We start from the raw sequence: 20,397 nt of genomic DNA on the forward strand, positions 1-20,397 counted from the left end.
GTAATCATAATTATGAATTATGGATTATGAATTCTGAATTATAATGGTAATCATAATTATGAATTCTGAATTATAAATTTTGAATTATAATGGTAATCATAATTATGAATTATAAATTATGAATTTTGAATTATAACGGTAATCATAATTATGAATTCTGAATTATGAATTATGAATTCTCCTCGTTCTTCTTCTCCTTTGCAGGTGGCAAAATAAGGTTCAAGATAACGCCCACCATAGCTGAAAGACCAATACCACTAATAGAGAAGCTACCCCACTGCAGCACAGCACCACCAATACCCATCGTCAATGTGACAGAGATAATAATGATATTACGTGTGCGGTTGAAGTCTACCTTATGCTGAATAAGATTCTGAATACCCACAGATGCGATTGTACCAAAGAGCAATAGCATGATACCTCCTAAGACAGCAGAAGGAATACTCTGCAAGAGAGCACTCAATTTTCCAATTACCGAGAAGACAATAGCTGTTGCAGCAGCAATACGGATTACCTGAGGATGAGTCACCTTTGTAATACTCATCGCACCAGTCACCTCACTATAAGTTGTCACAGGAGGACCGCCAAAGAAGCAAGCTGCCAAACAAGCCAAGCCATCACCCAACATTGTACGATGCAAACCCGGTGACTTCGTAAAGTCTTTCTCCGCTACAGCACTTACCACATAGACATCACCGACATGCTCAATCACAGGAGCTATCGCCACAGGAATCATATAAAGGAATGGTTCCCATGCAAACTGTGGCAACTGGAAATGCGCTAATGCAGGTGGAAGAGCGAACCAAGGCGCTGCCTCTACACCTGAGAAGTTGACAATACCCATTAGGGCAGCTACGATATAGCCCACAGCAATACCGCAAATAACAGGTACTAACTTCATCAAGCCACGACCCATAGAGAGGACTGTCACAGCCGTTCCCAATGAGATAAAGGCTATAAGCCAGTTTGTTTTCGCCATATCTACCGCTGCCTTTGACAGAGAAAGACCAATCAAAATGATTACCGGACCGATAACAACTGGTGGGAAAAGCTTATCCAATAGTTTCTTTCCCTGCCACTTAATCAGTGCTGACATGACGAAGTAAACAAGTGCAACACCTGCTATTCCTGCCAACGTTCCGGACATACCCCACTGCTTTGAAGCAGAGATAATTGGAGCAATAAAGGCAAAGGAAGAGCCCAAAAAAATAGGAACCTTACCTTTCGTAACCAAATGAAAGATAAATGTTCCTAAACCTGCTGTGAATAACGCTGTTGCTGGGTCAAGTCCCACGAGCAAAGGGACGAGAACAGTAGCACCGAAAGCAACAAAGAGGAATTGCACTCCCACTATTGTCTTTCGCATCGGCGATAGTTGTAAATTACTCATGTATAGAATGATTTTTATTAGTATTTGTCAGAGATGTATTGCTACGCATTCAATTTGCAAAATTATAAAAAATGTATGTCATTGTGGTTGAAATAAGAGAAAAAATGACTTTTAAGTAGAAAAAGAGTTCCTTTATGTATGATAGCGCAATTCTTTTTGTATCTTTGAGTCATCTTTTCTAAATCTAAACAGATAAATCGCTATGACAAGAAAACTTCTATACGTCCCTATCCTACTTTTATTAGTTTGTTGCACACAATCTAAAAAAGCTCTACATATACTTGAAAATACAGCTAAGGAGGCAACAAAAAGTTCACAGCTGACACTTGAAGATGCTGCTAAAAAAGCCAAACCAGATTACGTTCTGTCTGAAGAGGAGACAAAGTTCGTCTCAAGTTCAAACACGTTCAGTCTGAAGTTGTTTCAACTATTAGCCAACAAGAACAGTAAGGAGAGTATAGTTTTATCACCCATGGCTGTCATTTATTCATTAGACATGATTAACAACGGTGCAAACGGAAAGACACAAGAGGTCATTTCGAAGGCACTTGGCTATACGGCTGATGACCTTGACGCCATTAACTCACTTAACAGAACAATGCTGATTGGTCAGAGAAAGGAGGAGACGAATGTAGATAATGAGTCGATGGGATATATGATTACTGCCAACTTCCTAATGCTACATGAGCAAACAAAGCTATTACCTGACTTTCAAGAAGCATTAGAACACTATTACTTTACCAATATTATCGACTCTGCCAACACTCCGAAGGGCAAAGAAAGTGCTAACAAACTTTGTGAAACAATCACCAAAGGTGAGATTCAATCCTTGCCTATCAACCTTACAGGACCTCGTGCCGCACAGCTTATCAATGCCGTTACGCTTAAGACGGCTTGGACCTTACCGTTCGACAAAGATATCACAAAGCCTATGCCTTTCTTCACTGAGGATGGTAAAAGCAAGCAGGTCAATATGATGAGAAACTATGATACGATGCAAAAGTATCAAGGTTATACCACAAAGGATTATCAAGTGCTGCGTATGCCTTTAGAAAACGGCTTTAGCTTTTATGCTGTCCTACCTCTAAAGAAGAATAACTTACAGGATGTCATTCGCAAGTTAACAATCAAAGAATTGCATAAAATCTCTCAAAACACCAAAGCATATGACTATGTAAACGTACTGTTTCCACGCTTTACCATATCTGCAAATATTCCTATGAAACAGCTTTATGGTGAAATGGGCTTAGGTAATCTATTCTCTCGCGAAGCCGATTTCAGTAAAATGAGTGCTCAACCACTTACTGTTGACGATGTTTTCCAGCAGATAAACATGAATATTAACGAGGAAGGAATCAGTGCAAAAGCCATTCAAGTTATGCTATTTGCCAAATTATCAGCTATGGATAGTTCATCTACGTTCACCTTCAAGGCTGACCATCCTTTCCTTTATTACATCCTTGACAAATATAACAACATCTGTTTTATCGGGAAATACATGGGTTAAGGGTTCTTCCATTAAATACGTAGTTTGGAAATAGAATCAAGGCTTACTCTTGTATGGTATGACTACGTTCAAATGAGATGGTCTTACAAGGGGGATAAACTACAAGGTGAAATGCAAATAGCCACGATGTCTATCCGACTTCTACCAACAACTTATTCCCACATTACGCCATTTGTAAACTATTTTCACACTCCGCAACACCAATACATGCTCTTTTGGCTTCTTAAAGACGCCTAATTGACTTGCTAAAGGTGCCCTTTTGAAGTCTTACTAACGCCCTTTTGAAGTTCAATTAAGCACCTTTTTCAACGCTACTTTATAACTTACTGACTCTCTGTAGGTTACAAACCTACTTTTTATACGTATTTTTACCACTATTCATAGAGGTTTTATTCGAAATTATGTAATGTTTTTTCAAATCCTTGTCCGATTTTTGAAGTATTAAAATATTTGTCTTCATGAAAACAACTTGGCAATGAGGGCACACGGAGTCACGGAGGGGACGGAGGTAAACGCAATGTCACGGAGGTGCCGACGGCACAAAGAGCGACGGAGGTATAGCATACAGATTCTTGATAATTATTTGGGGATAAACGCGTTGTAAATAAGCTAATAGAATTGGCAAACAAACTCCGTCGCTCTATGCACCGACGGTGCCTCCGTAACTTCCATTGCTTTGTTTTAACAATCCTCCGTTCTCTCCGTATCTCCGTGTGACATTTCGTCAGAAACCTAACCTTAAGTGGCAAACCTTATCACTCCAAAATCCTAAAGACCAAAATAATATTGCTGATAATTACACAACTTCATTGCTTCTTTGTGTTATTTTTACTAACTTTGTACATTACATATAATGCAGAGAAAACATAGGTTTAAACTGACATTAGTCATTAGAACCTATACATATTGTGGCCTGACAAGCGATTTGGCTTAAATAAACCTAAGATATGGTTTGTGAGGAGTTTAAAATAGTTCTTGATCCTTTGATATAAGGCTGTTTGGGAACTTTCTTATTCAAAAATAAAATATTATCTTTGCAAAGAACATTTAGGAAAGAAAAAAGAAAATGATATCAATAGACGGACTGACGGTGGAATTCGGCGTGAAGCCATTGTTTAAGGATGTTTCATTCGTCATCAATGAACGAGACAGGATAGCCTTAGTGGGAAAGAACGGAGCGGGAAAGTCAACGATGCTGAAGATTCTCTGTGGAATGCAGAAGCCTACGAGTGGCGTTGTGTCTGTACCAAACGATACAACAATCGGTTATCTACCACAGGTGATGAAGCTCTCTGACGATACGACCGTGAAGGAGGAGACGCGTAAGGCTTTCGCTGACAAGACGAAGATTGAGGAGAGGCTCAAAAAGATGGAGCAGGAAATGGCTGAGCGAACTGACTATGAGAGTGAGGGATACGCTGAGTTGGTGGAACGCTTTACGACTGAGCACGAACGATATATGATGATGGGAGGAGAGAATTATGAGGCTGAGATTGAGCGTACACTAACGGGGCTCGGCTTCAGCCGTGATGACTTCGAGCGCCCTACACGTGAGTTCTCTGGCGGATGGCGTATGCGTATCGAGCTGGCGAAGATTCTTCTCCGTCGTCCTGACGTACTCCTGCTGGATGAGCCAACGAACCACCTTGACATCGAGTCAATCCAATGGCTGGAACAGTTCCTCTCACAGAGCGCCAAGGCGGTTGTACTTGTGAGCCACGACCGTGCGTTCGTCAACAACGTCACAAACCGTACGCTGGAGATAACCTGTGGACACGTGGAGGACTATCGTGTGAAGTATGACGAGTATCTTGTCCTCAGAAAGGAACGCCGTGAGCAGCAGCTCCGTGCGTATGAGAACCAACAGAAGGAGATTGCCGATACAAAGGCGTTCATTGAGCGTTTCCGTTATCAGGCTACGAAAGCCGTACAGGTACAGCAGCGCATCCGCCAGTTAGAGAAGATTGTGCCTATTGAGGTGGACGAGGTGGACAATTCGGCTATGCGTTTGAAGTTTCCTCCATGCCTGCGCAGTGGAGATTATCCAGTCATTGCAGAGGGATTGGGGAAGACTTATCCAAGTAGACTGCATAGTGACGGACCGGGTCAGACGGTCTTTGAGGGTGTCGACCTTATTATTAAGCGAGGTGAGAAAGTGGCTTTCGTCGGTAAGAACGGTGAGGGAAAGTCTACCTTCGTGAAGTGTATCATGGGCGAGATTCCTTTTGATGGTACGCTGAAGATTGGTCATAACGTACAGATAGGTTATTTCGCACAGAATCAGGCACAGCTGTTAGACGAGAATCTTACCATCTACGAGACCATCGACAGGGTAGCCACAGGCGATATGCGCTTGAGGATAAACGACTTGCTCGGTGCCTTTATGTTCGGTGGAGAGACGTCGGAGAAGTATGTCAAAGTACTTTCGGGAGGTGAGCGTTCACGCTTAGCAATGATTAAGCTATTGCTTGAGCCAGTAAACCTCCTTATCCTCGATGAGCCAACGAACCACCTCGACATCGCCTCAAAGGAAGTGCTGAAAGAGGCTATCAAAGCCTTTGACGGTACGGCAATCATCGTGAGTCACGACCGTGAGTTCCTCGACGGACTGGTAAGCAAGGTGTATGAGTTCGGTGGCGGTAAGGTCAGAGAGCATTTAGGGGGTATCTATGATTGGTTAAAAAGCCCCCTCCAACTCCCCCGAAGGGGGGAGAGTGCAGAGAACCTCTCGCTGAATAGTGGGGATAATGGTAAGTCTTCATCAAATAATAGCAAAAGTGCAACTCCCCTCCCTTCGGAGGGGTCGGGGGAGGCTTTGTCCTACGCTGAACGCAAAGAGCAACAGAAGAAGATTCGTAAGGCTCAGCGTGCAGTGGACGAGTCTGAAGCTAAGATAGCGAAGTTGGAAGCACGTAAGGGCGAACTCGATGAACTCCTGATGGCTCCCGAGAATGCCTCAAATATGGAACTCGTAACAGAATACACCAACCTTCAGCGTGAACTCGATGAGGAAAACGAACGATGGCTCATACTGTCGGAAGAGTTGGAGACTTTGAACTTTGAACTTTGAACTTTGAACATTGAACATTGGACATTGCCTACATCGGTAATCATAATTATGAATTGTGATTTCTGAATTCTGAATTAAACCAAATATTTTTTACTATGCGTATCAAAAAACTTTTACCAATGATGCTCCTTGCATCTGCTCCCTTTACCGCTATGGCACAGGGTCAGGCAGGTATCAAGGCAGAGAACCTCGACAAGTCGGTACGTCCGGCTGACGATTTCTTCACGTTTGCCACAGGTGGATGGCAGAAACTCAATCCACTCCCTGGTGCTTTTTCACGCTTCGGATCTTTCGACCAGCTACAGGAGAACAACAACAAGCGTATCAACACAATCCTCACTGATTTGCTAAAGAAGCAGGGTAAGGAAGGCTCAACAGAGAGAAAGTTAGGCGACTTCTATAAGCTCGCTATGGACTCAGTGCGCCGTAACAAGGAAGGCGTGAGTCCTGTTAAGCCTCTGCTCAACGAGATGGAGAATGCAAAGAGTCTGTCTGACCTTCGTGCCCTTCAGCTGAAGTATGCAAGCTTCGGCTATGGTGTGCCAATGGGCTATTCTTTTGAGGCTGATGAGAAGAATGCGAAGATGAACATCCTCCTTATCTATCAGGACGGACTGAGCCTCGGACAAAAGGAGTACTATCTTGATAATGATAAGGCTACGACAGACATCCGTAATGCCTTCCGCCAGTTCATTGCTAATATGTTCCGCCTCTACGGATTCTCTGATGCTCAGGCAGAGGCTAAGCGTGATGCAGTGATGCGTTATGAGACAATGTTGGCTTTGATATCAAAGAGCCGTACGGAATTGCGTGACGTGGAGGCTAACTACAATAAGATGACGCTCGCTGAGTTTAAGGAGAAGTATCCTAATATCCCACTTGAACAGTTGGCAAACGCTGAAGGTATTAAGAGCGAGTATATCCAGACAATGGTTGTATGTCAGCCAGCCTTCCTTGCAGGTGTTGACAAACTGACATCTACAGAGACTGCTGAGGAACTTCGTGCGCGTATGGAGTGGAGCGCAATCCTTGCTTCAGCTAACTATCTGAGTGATGATGTGCGTGCGGAATACTTCAACTTCTTCAGTAAGACGATGCGTGGTACAAAGGAGGACTATCCTCGTTGGAAGCGTGCCACACAGCAGGTGGAGAAGCAGATGGGTGAGGCGCTCGGACGAATCTATTGTGAGCGTTACTTCCCAGCCACAAGCAAGAAGCGTATGGAAGATCTCATCAAGAACCTTGAGGTGAGTCTTGCTGAACGTATCAAGGCTCAGGACTGGATGAGCGAGGCTACTAAGAAGGCTGCACTTGAGAAACTCTCTACTTTCTATGTAAAGGTGGGTTATCCTAACAAGTGGAAGGATTTGAGCCAGCTTACTATTGATCCTTCAAAGTCATATTATGAGAACGTGCAGACCTGCCAGAAGTTCTGGGCAGAGGATGCTATCAAAGAAAAGGCTGGTAAGCCAGTAGACAAGGATAAGTGGCTGATGACTCCTCAGACTGTGAATGCTTATTATAATCCTACGACAAATGAAATCTGCTTCCCTGCAGGTATCCTTCAGTATCCATTCTTCGACCCTAAGGCTGATGATGCCTTTAACTATGGTGCCATCGGTGTGGTAATCGGTCACGAGATGACACACGGATTCGACGATCAGGGACGCCATTATGACAAGGATGGTAATATGACAGACTGGTGGACAGAAGAGGATGGTAAGAACTTCGAGGCACGTACGGGTAAGTATGCTGACTTCTTCAGTGCTATCAAGGTATTGCCTGATCTCAATGCAAATGGTAAGCTCACATTAGGTGAGAACCTTGCTGACCACGGTGGTCTTGAGGTAGCTTTCAATGCTTTCATGAAGACACCAGAGGCAAAGAAGGGCAAGGTCATTATGGGCTTTACTCCAGAACAGCGTTTCTTCATCGCTTATGCAGGCGTATGGGCAAACAATATCACCGAGGCTGAAATCCGTAGTCGTGTGAAGAGTGATCCTCACTCTCTTGGCGAGTGGCGTGTGAATGGTGCTCTGCCTCATATCAATGCGTGGTATAAGGCATTTGGTGTGAAGGAGGGTGATAAGCTCTTTATCCCAGAGAATGAGCGTCTGAAGCTTTGGTAAATGATGGGTGTTGGGTGATGAATGTTGGGTGTTGAGGGCTTGACTTTCTACTAATCATTACACCTACCTTCAATATTGCCCATACCACTAAATCTATAAAATTAAAGGCTCACGGCTAAGCATTTCTGTCAGTTTCAATACTGATAGGAATGCTTAGAGTGAGTCTTTTGTGTTTGTTTTGCTATAGGGTTATCGTGTCGGTTAGGATATGTGTGCGCTTTATCCTATTTCTATTCATACTTTTATATAGGTAAGACTTGTAGAATCTGTTATTAATTACTATCTTTGTAACTTATTTAAAGGAGAGAAAAAGAAGGATCGTATGCTTGTATGACCCTATAAAGATAAAGGAAACAGGATATGCCATTAAGATTGCCCGACGGACTTCCCGCTATTGATATACTGAAGCGTGAGAATATCAACATAGAAGATGTGCTTGCTAAAGAGGATGATAAGCGTCCACTCCGCATTGTCATACTCAATCTTATGCCATTCAAGGCTACGACAGAAACTGATTTCATACGTATTCTTTCTAATAGTCCACTATTGTTGGATATCAACTTTATGAAGCTCAAAAGTCATGCTTCTAAGCATACTCCTGCAGAACACATGGACCGTTTCTATCATACACTTGAGGAACTTAGCAAGGAGAAGATTGACGGAATGATAGTCACCGGTGCTCCTGTCGAGGGAATACCTTTCGAGGAGGTGGACTATTGGACAGAACTGCAAGGAGTATTCAATTGGGCACGTGAGAATGTGCATTCAACGCTTTACATCTGTTGGGCGGCACAGGCAGGACTCTATCATTTCTATGATATTCCCAAATATCCTTTACCTAAGAAGATGTTTGGCATCTTCCCTACGATTCCTTTAAAACCCGAACAGTCTCTCTTCCGTGGCTTTGATGATGTCTTCCGTATGCCTCAGAGCCGTCATACAGAGGTAAGGCGTGAGGACATTGAGCGGGTTGACGACCTTGAAGTTATTGCTGAATCGGAGGAGAGTGGAGTGTCTATCGTAAGGTCACGCAGTAGACGTGAGTTCTTTATAACAGGCCATTTAGAGTATGCTCCCGATACACTTGACACAGAGTATCGTCGTGACCTTGGTAAGCGTGACGATGTTGAAGTGCCAAAGTATTATTACCGTGAGGATAATCCAGATAAAGGTCCACTGGTTACTTGGCGTTCACACGCTAATTTACTGTTTATGAATTGGGTGAGTTGGGTGTTAGGTGGTAAATGATAGGTGGTGATGAATGGTTGTTTTGTTTTGCTTAGCTTCTATCACTCAAACAAAATGTAATCATCATCACCCAACAATTAACACTCATCACTCACCATCCTATAAACACTTCATCATCACCCAACAATTAACACCCATCACCCAACAATATGCAATCATCAACACCCAACACTCAACACCCAACACCCATCACAATCGAACTCCTTGCTCCAGCCAAGAACCTTGAATGTGGAATGGCAGCTATTGAACACGGAGCAGATGCCGTATATATCGGTGCTTCCCGATTCGGAGCACGTCAGTCTGCAGGCAATAGTGTGGAGGATATCGGCAAACTATGCGAGTATGCTCACCGCTATGGTGCCACGGTTCACGTGACTATCAATACGATTATCTATAACGATGAGTTCGAAGAGACACTTGCTTTGGTACGTGAATTGGTGGACGTTGGTGTAGATGCCTTCCTCCTGCAGGATATGGGTTTGATGAGTAAGGTAAGGGAGATAGTGCCTGATACGGTAGCTCTCCACGCCAGTACACAATGTGATACACGCACATGGGAGAAGGCTCAATGGCTGAGTCAGCAGGGTTTTGACCGTGTCGTACTTGCTCGCGAACTGTCTGCTGAAGAGATAAATGACATCCATAAGCGTCTGCCAGAGCTTGAGTTGGAAGCCTTCGTACACGGTGCATTGTGCGTAAGTTATAGTGGTGTGTGTTATGTTTCCCAGTATAGTTTCGGTCGATCAGCCAATCGTGGTGCATGTGCACAGTTCTGTCGATTGGCGTTTGATTTGAAAGATTCAGACGGAAAGACCATCGAACATCAGCGCCATCTTCTCTCATTGAAGGATATGAGTCAGATAGATAACCTTGAAACACTGATGCGTTCAGGGGCATGTGCCTTTAAGATAGAGGGAAGACTGAAGGATATCAACTATGTGAAGAATGTCGTTTCGGCTTATAGTAAGCGCATTGATGAGATTATCAGCAAGCATCCAGGCGAGTTCCGTCGTACTTCTTTGGGACGTGTGCGCTATTCGTTTACACCCGATTTGAAGAAGACTTTCAACCGTGGTTATACGAATTACTTCCTCAAGGGTAGACAGGCAGATATCTTCTCACCCGATACCCCAAAGGCATTGGGCGAGTTTGTTGGTCGTGTAAAGGAGATAAGACGAGATAGTTTTAACGTATCAAGTACTGCAAACTTTGCGAATGGTGACGGATTATGTTTCCTCTCACGTGACGCCGACAGCCAGTCGACACGCTTGGAAGGATTCCGCGTGAACCGTGCTGTTGGTAATAGGCTCTATCCTTTTAAGATGCCAAGAGGCTTAAAGCCGGGTATGGGACTGTATCGTAATCAGGACCAAGCATTTGATAAGGAGTTGAGTGGTAAGACTGCTGAACGTAAGATTGCGATTAAGATGTGGTTTGGGACCTCCCCTGAAACCTCCCCCAACCCCTCCAAAGGAGGGGAGTGCTTAACGGATAGTCGTGGGACAATATGGGCTAAAGCAGAGGTGATAGATGATAGGATTAACCATATCTCACATGAATCGGCATCTAATGATTGTCCACAAAATTCTTCATCCACTTATAATTTTCACCAACGAATATCCAACGAGCATCCCGTTAGGCTCTCCCCTCCCCTTGGAGGGGTCGGGGGAGGTCTCCAACTTGCCCAAAAGCCTCAACGTGATAACATTATACGTCAGCTCACTAAGTTGGGCAATACGGTATATGAATGTTCTGAGGTAGAGATAGTTGACGGGGCTGATAAGTACTTCATCCCAAGCAGTCTGCTTGCTGAACTTCGCCGTATGGTGGTAGAGGAACTTGATAAGCAGATACTGAATATGCAGCGTGTGACGATTCATCGGAAGTCAGTGAATAAGGTGTCTGACCATAAACCACATATTTCGATGGTGAATCCAGCCCAATATCAGCAGTTACCTTATCTGTATAACATCTCTAATGATGCTGCGCGCAAGTTCTATGAACAGCAGGGATTAACCAAAGCAGAACCTGCTTTTGAGATTCAATATCCTACAGGTGCCACCAATGGTTCTGACTCATCAAACAAGGCATTCTCTATCAAGGGAGATAAAGAAGCGGTTTCTCACTTGTTGATGCAGTGCCGTCATTGCATTCGTTATTCGCTCGGCTATTGTGTTAAACGTGGTGGACAGAAACCTACTTGGCGTGAACCGCTCTTCCTCGAACTCCCTGATAAGCGTCGTTTCCGCTTAGAATTCGACTGTAAGAACTGTCAGATGAATGTGTGCAACGCTACGTAATTGAAATTCATAACCCATAGTTTATCATCATGATTACGAATAAATGGAATCCCAAGGGCCAAGGACTTGCGCAGACTTCAATAACAAAGAAAGCTAACAGCTGTGCTGGTCTACGCTGTGGTATCGTGGGAGGAATCCTCCTTTTACTACTTAGCTTCTTATTTACAGGTTGTTACCATAAGAAGACTCCTTCGTCTTTCCGCTTGCCAGATAGTATTCAAGAGGCACAGATATCTCGACGAATAGAAGCAGAAGGCGACTCCATTTTGAAGGATAAAGATAGTGATGACATAGAATGGAGTGGCACAAGAAGTAAGGTAGACTCCTTAGCTTTTCGTGTAAAACACCATTATTCGCAAGGGTTTAACTTTATTGTAACGGCAGATTCATTGATGCTTCTTCGTCAACAACCAGAAGAGGCTGTAAACAAGATGGAAACAGATTCCTTTGCTGTGAAGAATGGAAAGGAAGTTGTTGTGGCTGATATTCGTATTCTTCCCATTGATAAGCAGGATTCTGTTTGGGTGCAGATTGCAACGGAAGACTATGCCTTTGGCTGGATTCATGAGTCTCGTCTGTTAAAACAAGTAGACCCAGCAGACCCGATTTCACAGTTTATCTCTACGTTCTCGAACATTCACTTACTCATTTTTTTGATTGTTATCTCAATCATGGCTGTAGGTTATTTGGCACGTAAGATATTGAAGAAGAACGCACACATCGTACACTTTAATGATATTAGTTCGTTCTATCCCACGCTGTTAGCCGTCATCGTGGCGCTTTCTGCAGCCTTCTATGCAAGCATTCAGCTCTTTGCGCCCGAAACATGGCGTGAGTTCTACTTCCACCCCTCCCTTAATCCCTTCTCCCAACCCATATTACTCAATATCTTCTTAGTTCTTGTCTGGGCTATGCTCATCATCGGTATTGCTACGATTGACGATGTACGAAGACTCCTAAAGTCGGGAGAAGCCCTACTCTATCTTAGCGGTTTAGGTGCGGTATGTGCCGTCAATTATATCGTTTTTTCTGTACTCACCTTATATTATATAGGCTATCCACTTCTCATTGCCTATATCTATTATGCCTTCCGCATCTATCTACGCAAGAGCAGTGAGACTTATTATTGCGGAAACTGTGGTGTACGCCTGCATAGAAAAGGAAGATGTCCACACTGTGGAGCTGTGAATGAGTAATAAAAAGTACGCATTAGATAGAACTGTGAACAGACTTTACATCAGAAATAGACCTCCATTAGTTTAGAATTTTATTTACATTTCGATAGCCGTTTTTACCTTATTCTTAGGGTAAAAACGGCTATTTTTATTTCCATTATAAGTGGCAAGCAATCAGATAGTTACAAAACTGCAAAGTAAAAGGTGCCTAATTAGACTTCAAAAGGGCGTTAGTAAGACTTCAATAGAGCGTCTTTTAGAAGCCTAAAGGGCATCTCTTTGAGTCCAATTCATCATGTATTGATTTTTACATAATGATAAAATCCTGACATATTCATATGAGGTAGCTGATAGAATAAGCCCTTTCTTACTTCTTATCCAGTCCCACTTATGTGGCTGTATCCCAACAGAATATTTGTAATATTCCTAATAAATTAGGATTGTTTATTATGTTTTTTATGCTTACCTTTGTCATCATTAACGATTTATAAAAACATTAGAAATAAGATTATATGATTAAGTCTAAACTTAGTATTGCCCTTTTAATGGCGACATCTTTGCCTATAGGAATGCAAGCTAACAACATTATCGAAAGCGGAGATACTTCCCGCGTCTATGATATTGACGAAGTTGTCGTCATAGACCAACCAAAGGAGGCTTTCCGTCTGCGCCAGCAACCATTGAGCAGCACTTCTTTCAATGGTGATTTGATTCGTAGCCTCAATGTGCAGGATGTTCGTAATCTCTCTGTGTTTGTCCCATCATTCTCTATGCCTGAGTACGGAAGCCGTTACACATCTTCTATATATATGCGCGGTATCGGCTCACGTGTCTACTCACCAGCCGTGGGTATTTATGTAGATGGTATGCCAATCTTAAGCAAGAGTGCGTTTAATTTCCACACATACGATATCGACCGCATCGACGTTCTACATGGTCCGCAGGGTACACTTTATGGTATGAATACCGAAGGTGGACTGATTCGACTCTATAGTCGTAACCCTTTCCAATATCAAGGGACAGATGTAAAACTCTCGATTGGTACAAAACTGCATCGTCAGATTGAGGCAAGTCATTATGAGAAACTGAATGATAAGATGGCATTCTCGGTAGCTGGCTTCTATGGAGGACAAAATGGATTCTTCCGTAATCAATATGATGGCTCACATGCCGACCTTATCAATGAGTTTGGTGGTAAGGGCCGTTTCCTTTGGCGTCCAACAGACAGACTTAACTTTGACTTCATTGCTGACTATCAATATACTCGTCAGAATGGCTTTCCATATGGTCAGGTGGTGACGGAAGACGAACTATCTTCTGCCACAATCACTTCACCGCTTTATGGATTGAAGGCTGGTACGCAATCGCCTAACCAAAATCGTCAAGGCAATTACCGCCGTAATATCATCAGTACAGGGCTGGGTATTAAATATGCAGGAAACGGATTTGATATCAACTCGATGACTTCTTGGCAGTTCCTCCGTGACTATATGCTCATGGATATAGACTATCGTCCGCAGGACTTCATGCACCTTACACAGCGTCAATTAGGGAATACGGTGACAGAGGAACTTTCTATCAAGAGCCGTAATAATAGCAAGTGGCATTGGACCTTCGGTGCTTTTGGTTCTTATCAGTGGTTGAAGACGACGGCTCCTGTTTATTTCGACCAAGACATGAACAGCTACCTGTCTAAGAAGATTACCGACTATGCTTATAACGGTATGCTCAATGCGATGGCAAGGGGTATGGCACAAAGATTGATTGCAGGTGGAATGTCAGAGGAGCTTGCCAACAAAACGGCACGTGTAAGCACGGCTGCAGCTATTGCAGCGGCAGGTGGTGTCAATATAAATATGACAATGGACCCTGTTCCGGGTGTCTTCCGTACGCCAACTCTCAACTTAGGTGTTTACCATGAGAGTAATATTGAACTTTCTGATCGCTTGACGGCAACCTTGGGTTTGCGCTATGATTATTCGCGCGTAAGCATTGACTATGAGACATCTGCACGTGTAGCATTGCAGGAAAGTGTGATGGGCATAACCATTAATCCAGTTATCACTTCAGCATTGAAGCATAGTGAGCATGATAATTTCAAACAGTTCCTTCCAAAACTTGGTTTGACTTATCGTCTTCAAGACGGTAGTAATGTCTATGCAACATGGTCAAAGGGCTATCGTGCAGGCGGTTATAACTTCGAAATGTTCTCTGATGTTTTGCAGACTGAGACCTCACAAGCTGCCAATAAGGCACGTGCTGATGTGGATATTGCACATGATGAGGCTTACTATGAGCGCATTGCAAAGACAATCGAATATAAGCCAGAGACAAGCTGGAACTATGAGGTGGGAGCGCATCTCAATCTCTTAAACAACCAACTTCATCTTGACCTCGCTGCTTATTATATGCAGATTCGCAATCAGCAACTCTCTGTAATGGCTGGCAACTATGGTTTCGGACGTGTGATGACAAATGCTGGTCGCAGTCATTCTTGTGGTTTGGAGGCAACACTTCGTGGTGTAGCCTTGGACAACAAACTGACTTATGGTCTTAGCTATGGCTTTACAAGTGCTCAGTTTGATGAGTATAAGGACTCTATCGCAGGAGTAGGAACAGTTGATTATAAGGATAAGCGTGTTCCTTTCATGCCACAGCATACACTGAGTGCCAATGCTGATTACCGTATAGACGTCGACCCAGCAGCCTTGCTCGACCCATCAAATCGTTTTCATTTGCGCAGTGTCACTGTGGGACTCAACCTCTCTGCGCAGGGTAAAACCTACTGGGATGAACAGAACTCTATCGGTCAGAACTTCTATGCTGTCTTAGGTGCTCATGCCGATGCAGACTTCGGTCCGCTGCATGTAAACCTTTGGGTACGTAATCTGACAGATACAAAATACAACAGTTTTGCTGTTCAGAGTGCTGCTACTGGTACACGCTACACCTTTGCTCAGATGGGTAATCCATTCCAAATGGGTGTAGATTTTAGAGTACATTTCTAATGAAAAAAAGCCTCCCCCGACCCCTCCGAAAGGAGGGGAGGCAAATAGGACAAGGCTTGGTATAGGCTATTAAGATTTCATTCCTTGTTTTTAAAAATCAAATAGGTAGGTTATAGATGTAAGACATTAGCTCGTAACCCATTTATATAAAAGTAATTGACCTACAACTAAAGTAAGTGAATCTTCGCACTTTAGTTGTAGGTCAATTGTTTTTATTGGTAATATAAACACTTCCAAACGTCAATTCGCTCTTACGTTAATAACATATTATAATGTGGTTAACCATCCACACCAAGTGTGCTGAGCATTCGCACCAAATGTGCTGGGGCTTAGCACCACATGTGCGCAGCGTACATCCTTTTGAACTCCCCTCCCTTCGGAGGGGTCGGGGGAGGCTCTTCTTATATCCTAATCTTCCCCACTAACTTCCTTTGTTTCCCATTTCCAATGATGGGTGCATGGGCATCCTCTGGGAAGAAGATCGTGAATTGCCCTGGCTTAACACGGAAGTATTCCTTTGCACCTTGTGTATAAAAGCCACAATCTCGCTCAGGATTATAGGCAATATCAGGCTCATCTAAGTCAGATAAAGCTGTCCAGCCCATTGTCTCATCCTGCAATAAGGGTACTTGAATATCAATATAGTTCTTGTGGAACTCTAATCGTTGCGCTTCTTTACACTTCAGTTCTACCTCGTCTAAATTGATGAAGAGGTCGTCAGCATCGAGGGTTATGCGTCCTGCTTCTTGTTGGCTGAAATCATGTTGGAGGATATACTCCAGCATTTCCTTCATTCTTGGATGTAGTCCAAAGTAGCGATGGCATGCGCTTAAATCTGCTATTATCATGTTCTTGGATTTACTAAATGTTATAGAAAACTGCTGCAAACATACGTATTTATTTTCTGAAAACAAAGAATTAGCCTGCAAATAACGTGTATCTGAGAAATGAAAAAGGGGTACACAGCGCGTGTACCCCCTTTTGATAGGATATCTACAGATAGACGTCTTATCTTTTTGTGACGTCGTCAGACAAGTTTTATTGGTTGTAGCAGAGCTCAAGCGAATAAAATTCCGTCTTGCAAACTTATCCGTTACTACTTTCCCCAGCCATTCTTAGCATACTTAGGGTTGACAGAGAACTCCCCTGCTCCTACGTCAAGGTCTCCGCTGTTCGGCACTCGGTATTGCCCCCATGCACATGGTTTAGACTTTTTAGTCTTGTTACTTTTCCATGTTCCTGCATACTGATTGTTGCAATAAGAGTCCGAATGGCTATCAATGTCGTCATAAACGAACTTACCATCATTGGTTTCGTACCAATAGAACAGCAGATAACCAGTGAAGACACCGCTTCCCGTTTGGCTGGCTTCTTCTTCTAAATTATATTTCGCAATACTACACCCACGACGCCTGAACTGACCCTTCATAGAGTCGTCCACACCATACGTGGGATGCGTAAATTCCCTATTCTCAACAATATCAATGGTTCCACGGAAGTTACAACGATTGTTCTTGACAATGGTAATACCGCTGACATCATATTGATTATCATCTATTCGTTGTACTTTTTGAATGTCTATCGAGAACTTCTGATAGTCCGTTCCAATATAACCAATGTAAGGAACGCTCTTGTCAGACAATATATTTGAGAAGTCAGTCTCAGCACTTGTATTCTTACTATCACTTACCATAGAAAGAATCCACTTCGGAACATTTGCCTCCGCCTTCTTTTCTTGGCAACTCGCGAAAGGTAATACCATCAAGAGTAGTGCTAAGTAATTAAACAACTTGCTCATAATATTCTGATATAAATATGATTATAGGGAGCGAAGACCTTATCAAAGGAAGTGTATCTGACCAATGAAATAAAGTAAGATGTAACCCAAGATAAGGGAAACAAGACCGCTGGTCAGACCCACCTTAAGCATATCATTCTGCTTCACAAGTCCTGTTGAGTAAGCAATAGCATTCGGTGGCGTAGAGATAGGGAGACACATAGCAGTAGAAGCAGCAATGGCAATACCGATGAGAACAGTGCTTGTACCGCCAATACCACCGAGTTTGTCACCCATACCACGACATACTACAGCGAGGATAGGTACTAACAGAGCAGCTGTTGCTGTGTTTGAAATAAAGTTAGAGAGGAAATAACAAATCAAACCAGAGATAGCAAGGATAACGATAGGACTCCAATTGCCGAATGGAATACTCTCGATAGCAGCATCTGCCAAGCCTGAACCGTTCATTCCCAAGCCAATAGCAAAACCTCCAGCAACCATCCAGATGACACTCCAGTTAATCTCCTGCATATCCTTTGCAGTGATAACACCAGTGATAGCGAAGATTGCCATTGGAATCATTGAAACGGTGTTAGTGTCAATACCTGTGACATCCTTTGGAATTACCCATAGAAGGATTGTTACAATAAAGGTTATGATAACAACCCACATACGCCATCCACGGTGTACCTCACCATCAATCTTCAGATGAATAGTCTTCTGTGTGAATGGGAAGAAGTAAAGAATAATTCTCCATGACAACAAAAGCAGAACGATCACAAGCGGTGCCATGAAAGCCATCCAGTGCATGAAGTCAATATTCATATTAAGACCAGCTGGGTCATTGAGATATTTAAGAGCAATAAGGTTCGGAGGTGTTCCAATCGGTGTTCCCATACCACCGAGGTTGGCTGCAATAGGAATAGACATTGTCAAGGCAATACGTCCCTTACCATTAGCAGGTAGCGCAGCAAAGACTGGAGTAAGGAAAGTAAGCATCAATGCCGCTGTTGCAGTATTTGAGATGAACATTGAGAAGAGTCCTGTAATAAGCAGAAATCCCAAAAGAACATTCTCACTCTTATTACCAAAAGGCTTAATAAGATTACGTGCCAAGAGCGTATCAAGTCCCGACTTCGATGCAGCTATCGCTAAGATAAAGCCTGCAAGGAAGAGCATGATGATAGGGTCAGCAAAGGATGCCATGATTTCCTTTGAGTCAAGTAACTCACCTATCCCGTCACCTTTGAAGACTCCAAAAGCGTTTTTGGATACAGTGACGCACATGATAGACATAATACTCAGCGACGTTGCCCATGCAGGGATGCACTCTGTTAGCCACGATAAGGTGGCAAACACAAAGATTGCAATAATACGTTGCTGTACTACGGTCAACCCATTAATGCCAAAACTGCTTGTGGGAAGATTCCAAATAATGGCTGTAACCACGAGGATGGCTAAAAGTTCCCAAACTTTTTTCATCTCAATGTGATTACCAAGTTCGTTAGTCTTTTCTTCTGCCATGGTGTTAGTTGTTTAGTTTAATAAATTTAGATTGTTGATTAATAGATTTGCGGGCTAAAGTATAAAAAATATTCTTATCAAGCAAAAGAATCTTTCTTTTTTTGTATTTTTGCATGATAAATCTTTGTTTATGCGGCAATTATTAGTATTTACCCTCTCCGTTTTATTGTTTTTATCGTGTGGTAATCATCAAAAGCAAGTGGCTGATAAAAGCGAGAAAGGAGAGAAAACAGAACTACAGTATGCTCGAAATATTACAATCGAACGTACGAAAGATTATGTGGTTGTACGTTTGTTGAATCCTTGGAAAGCGGGAACCGTTCTACATACTTACTACCTTGTTGAACGCGGAAAGGATGTAAACGTTCCTGACGACGGAACAAAAGTGGTCATTCCCCTTCGCAAGAGTGTTATCTTCACGACAGCCCATGCAAACCTTGTTGAGATGCTTCATGCACAGAAAGCGATTGCTGGTGTTGCCGATTTGAAGTATATGATTATCCCAGATATTCAGAAACGCGCAAGAATAAAGGGCGGCATTGTAGACTGTGGTGATGCAATGAAGCCTGATGTAGAGCGAATTATAGATCTAAACGCAGATGCAATACTACTTTCTCCCTTTGAAAACAATGGTGGTTATGGTCGTTTAGAACAGATAGGAGTACCCATCATTGAATGTGCCGACTACATGGAGCGTTCTGCTTTAGGGCGTGCTGAATGGATGAAGTTTTATGGTATTCTCTTTGGACGGGAGCATGAAGCCGACTCTTTATTTGCTGTTGTTAAACAAAACTATAAGTCTTTAAGCCAAAAGGCAAGTCAAAGTAAGGTTACTCGTAGTGTCTTACCTGACAGAAAAGTGGGTGCTGTGTGGTATCTACCGGGTGGCGAGAGCAGTGTGGGTTTACTATATAAAGATGCACATGGACGCTATGCTTATTCAAATGATAAGCATAGTGGAAGTCTTGCAATGCCTTTTGAAACAATCTTGGATAAGTTCGCACAAAGTGATTTTTGGATATTAAATTATAATGGTAATTTCAATCGCCGAGTTTTATTGTCAGAATATCAAGGTTACGCAAAGCTAAAACCTTATCAAACAAAGGAAATATATGGCTGTAAGGTAGATAATAAACCCTACTTTGAGGAGGTCAGTTGGCGTCCCGATTGGTTGCTCTCAGACTTGATTCAACTTTTCCATCCCGACTTGAAGATTGTCCCACTGCGTTACTATCAGAAGTTAGAAGATTGATAGAACCGAAACGA

12 protein-coding genes are annotated in these 20,397 nt (G+C 42.9%); 8 read left to right on the forward strand and 4 right to left on the reverse strand.

What is annotated here, in order from left to right:
• Positions 1 to 169: 169 nt before the first annotated feature.
• Complete coding sequence (locus tag HMPREF1505_RS07330; RefSeq protein ID WP_036924137.1) at positions 170 to 1,390, reverse strand: uracil-xanthine permease family protein; 1,221 nt, start codon at positions 1,388 to 1,390, stop codon at positions 170 to 172.
• Positions 1,391 to 1,592: 202 nt separating this feature from the next.
• On the opposite strand from HMPREF1505_RS07330, the gene HMPREF1505_RS07335 reads away from it, so the two are divergent.
• The 7 genes from HMPREF1505_RS07335 (at position 1,593) to HMPREF1505_RS07365 (ending at position 15,827) form a co-directional block, all read left to right on the forward strand.
• Positions 1,593 to 2,897, forward strand: a complete 1,305-nt coding sequence (locus HMPREF1505_RS07335; RefSeq protein WP_036924141.1) for a serpin family protein — start codon at positions 1,593 to 1,595, stop codon at positions 2,895 to 2,897.
• 1,066 nt (positions 2,898 to 3,963) lie between these two features.
• Complete coding sequence (locus HMPREF1505_RS07340; RefSeq protein ID WP_036924143.1) at positions 3,964 to 5,967, forward strand: ABC-F family ATP-binding cassette domain-containing protein; 2,004 nt, start codon at positions 3,964 to 3,966, stop codon at positions 5,965 to 5,967.
• A 95-nt stretch (positions 5,968 to 6,062) separates the two neighbouring features.
• A complete protein-coding gene (locus HMPREF1505_RS07345; protein ID WP_036924146.1) occupies positions 6,063 to 8,096 on the forward strand; it encodes a M13 family metallopeptidase in 2,034 nt (677 codons plus the stop codon).
• A 360-nt stretch (positions 8,097 to 8,456) separates the two neighbouring features.
• Entirely contained in the window at positions 8,457 to 9,344 is an 888-nt protein-coding gene (gene metA, locus HMPREF1505_RS07350) for a homoserine O-succinyltransferase (protein ID WP_036924149.1), read from the forward strand.
• Positions 9,345 to 9,493: 149 nt separating this feature from the next.
• Complete coding sequence (locus HMPREF1505_RS07355; RefSeq protein WP_036924152.1) at positions 9,494 to 11,644, forward strand: U32 family peptidase; 2,151 nt, start codon at positions 9,494 to 9,496, stop codon at positions 11,642 to 11,644.
• 29 nt (positions 11,645 to 11,673) lie between these two features.
• The gene (locus tag HMPREF1505_RS07360) at positions 11,674 to 12,840 is read left to right on the forward strand and encodes a zinc ribbon domain-containing protein (RefSeq protein WP_231480371.1); all 1,167 of its coding nucleotides are present in this window, start codon (positions 11,674 to 11,676) and stop codon (positions 12,838 to 12,840) included.
• A gap of 491 nt (positions 12,841 to 13,331) precedes the next feature.
• Positions 13,332 to 15,827, forward strand: coding sequence for a TonB-dependent receptor (locus HMPREF1505_RS07365; RefSeq protein WP_036924155.1), 2,496 nt, complete (start codon positions 13,332 to 13,334; stop codon positions 15,825 to 15,827).
• 401 nt (positions 15,828 to 16,228) lie between these two features.
• Here HMPREF1505_RS07365 and HMPREF1505_RS07370 read toward each other — a convergent pair whose 3' ends face one another.
• From HMPREF1505_RS07370 to HMPREF1505_RS07380, 3 genes are all read right to left on the reverse strand, one after another.
• A complete protein-coding gene (locus HMPREF1505_RS07370; protein ID WP_036924157.1) occupies positions 16,229 to 16,675 on the reverse strand; it encodes a YhcH/YjgK/YiaL family protein in 447 nt (148 codons plus the stop codon).
• Between the two features lie 248 nt (positions 16,676 to 16,923).
• Positions 16,924 to 17,625, reverse strand: a complete 702-nt coding sequence (locus HMPREF1505_RS07375; protein WP_036924159.1) for a hypothetical protein — start codon at positions 17,623 to 17,625, stop codon at positions 16,924 to 16,926.
• A gap of 42 nt (positions 17,626 to 17,667) precedes the next feature.
• Positions 17,668 to 19,131, reverse strand: coding sequence for an SLC13 family permease (locus HMPREF1505_RS07380; RefSeq protein WP_036924161.1), 1,464 nt, complete (start codon positions 19,129 to 19,131; stop codon positions 17,668 to 17,670).
• Positions 19,132 to 19,261: 130 nt separating this feature from the next.
• On the opposite strand from HMPREF1505_RS07380, the gene HMPREF1505_RS07385 reads away from it, so the two are divergent.
• Positions 19,262 to 20,383 (forward strand): ABC transporter substrate-binding protein, encoded by a 1,122-nt coding sequence (locus HMPREF1505_RS07385; protein ID WP_036924253.1) that lies wholly within the window; start codon positions 19,262 to 19,264, stop codon positions 20,381 to 20,383.
• The last annotated feature ends 14 nt before the right edge of the window (positions 20,384 to 20,397 follow it).

Source organism: Prevotella sp. ICM33, from assembly GCF_000517825.1.
Taxonomy (GTDB): Bacteria; Bacteroidota; Bacteroidia; order Bacteroidales; family Bacteroidaceae; genus Prevotella; species Prevotella melaninogenica.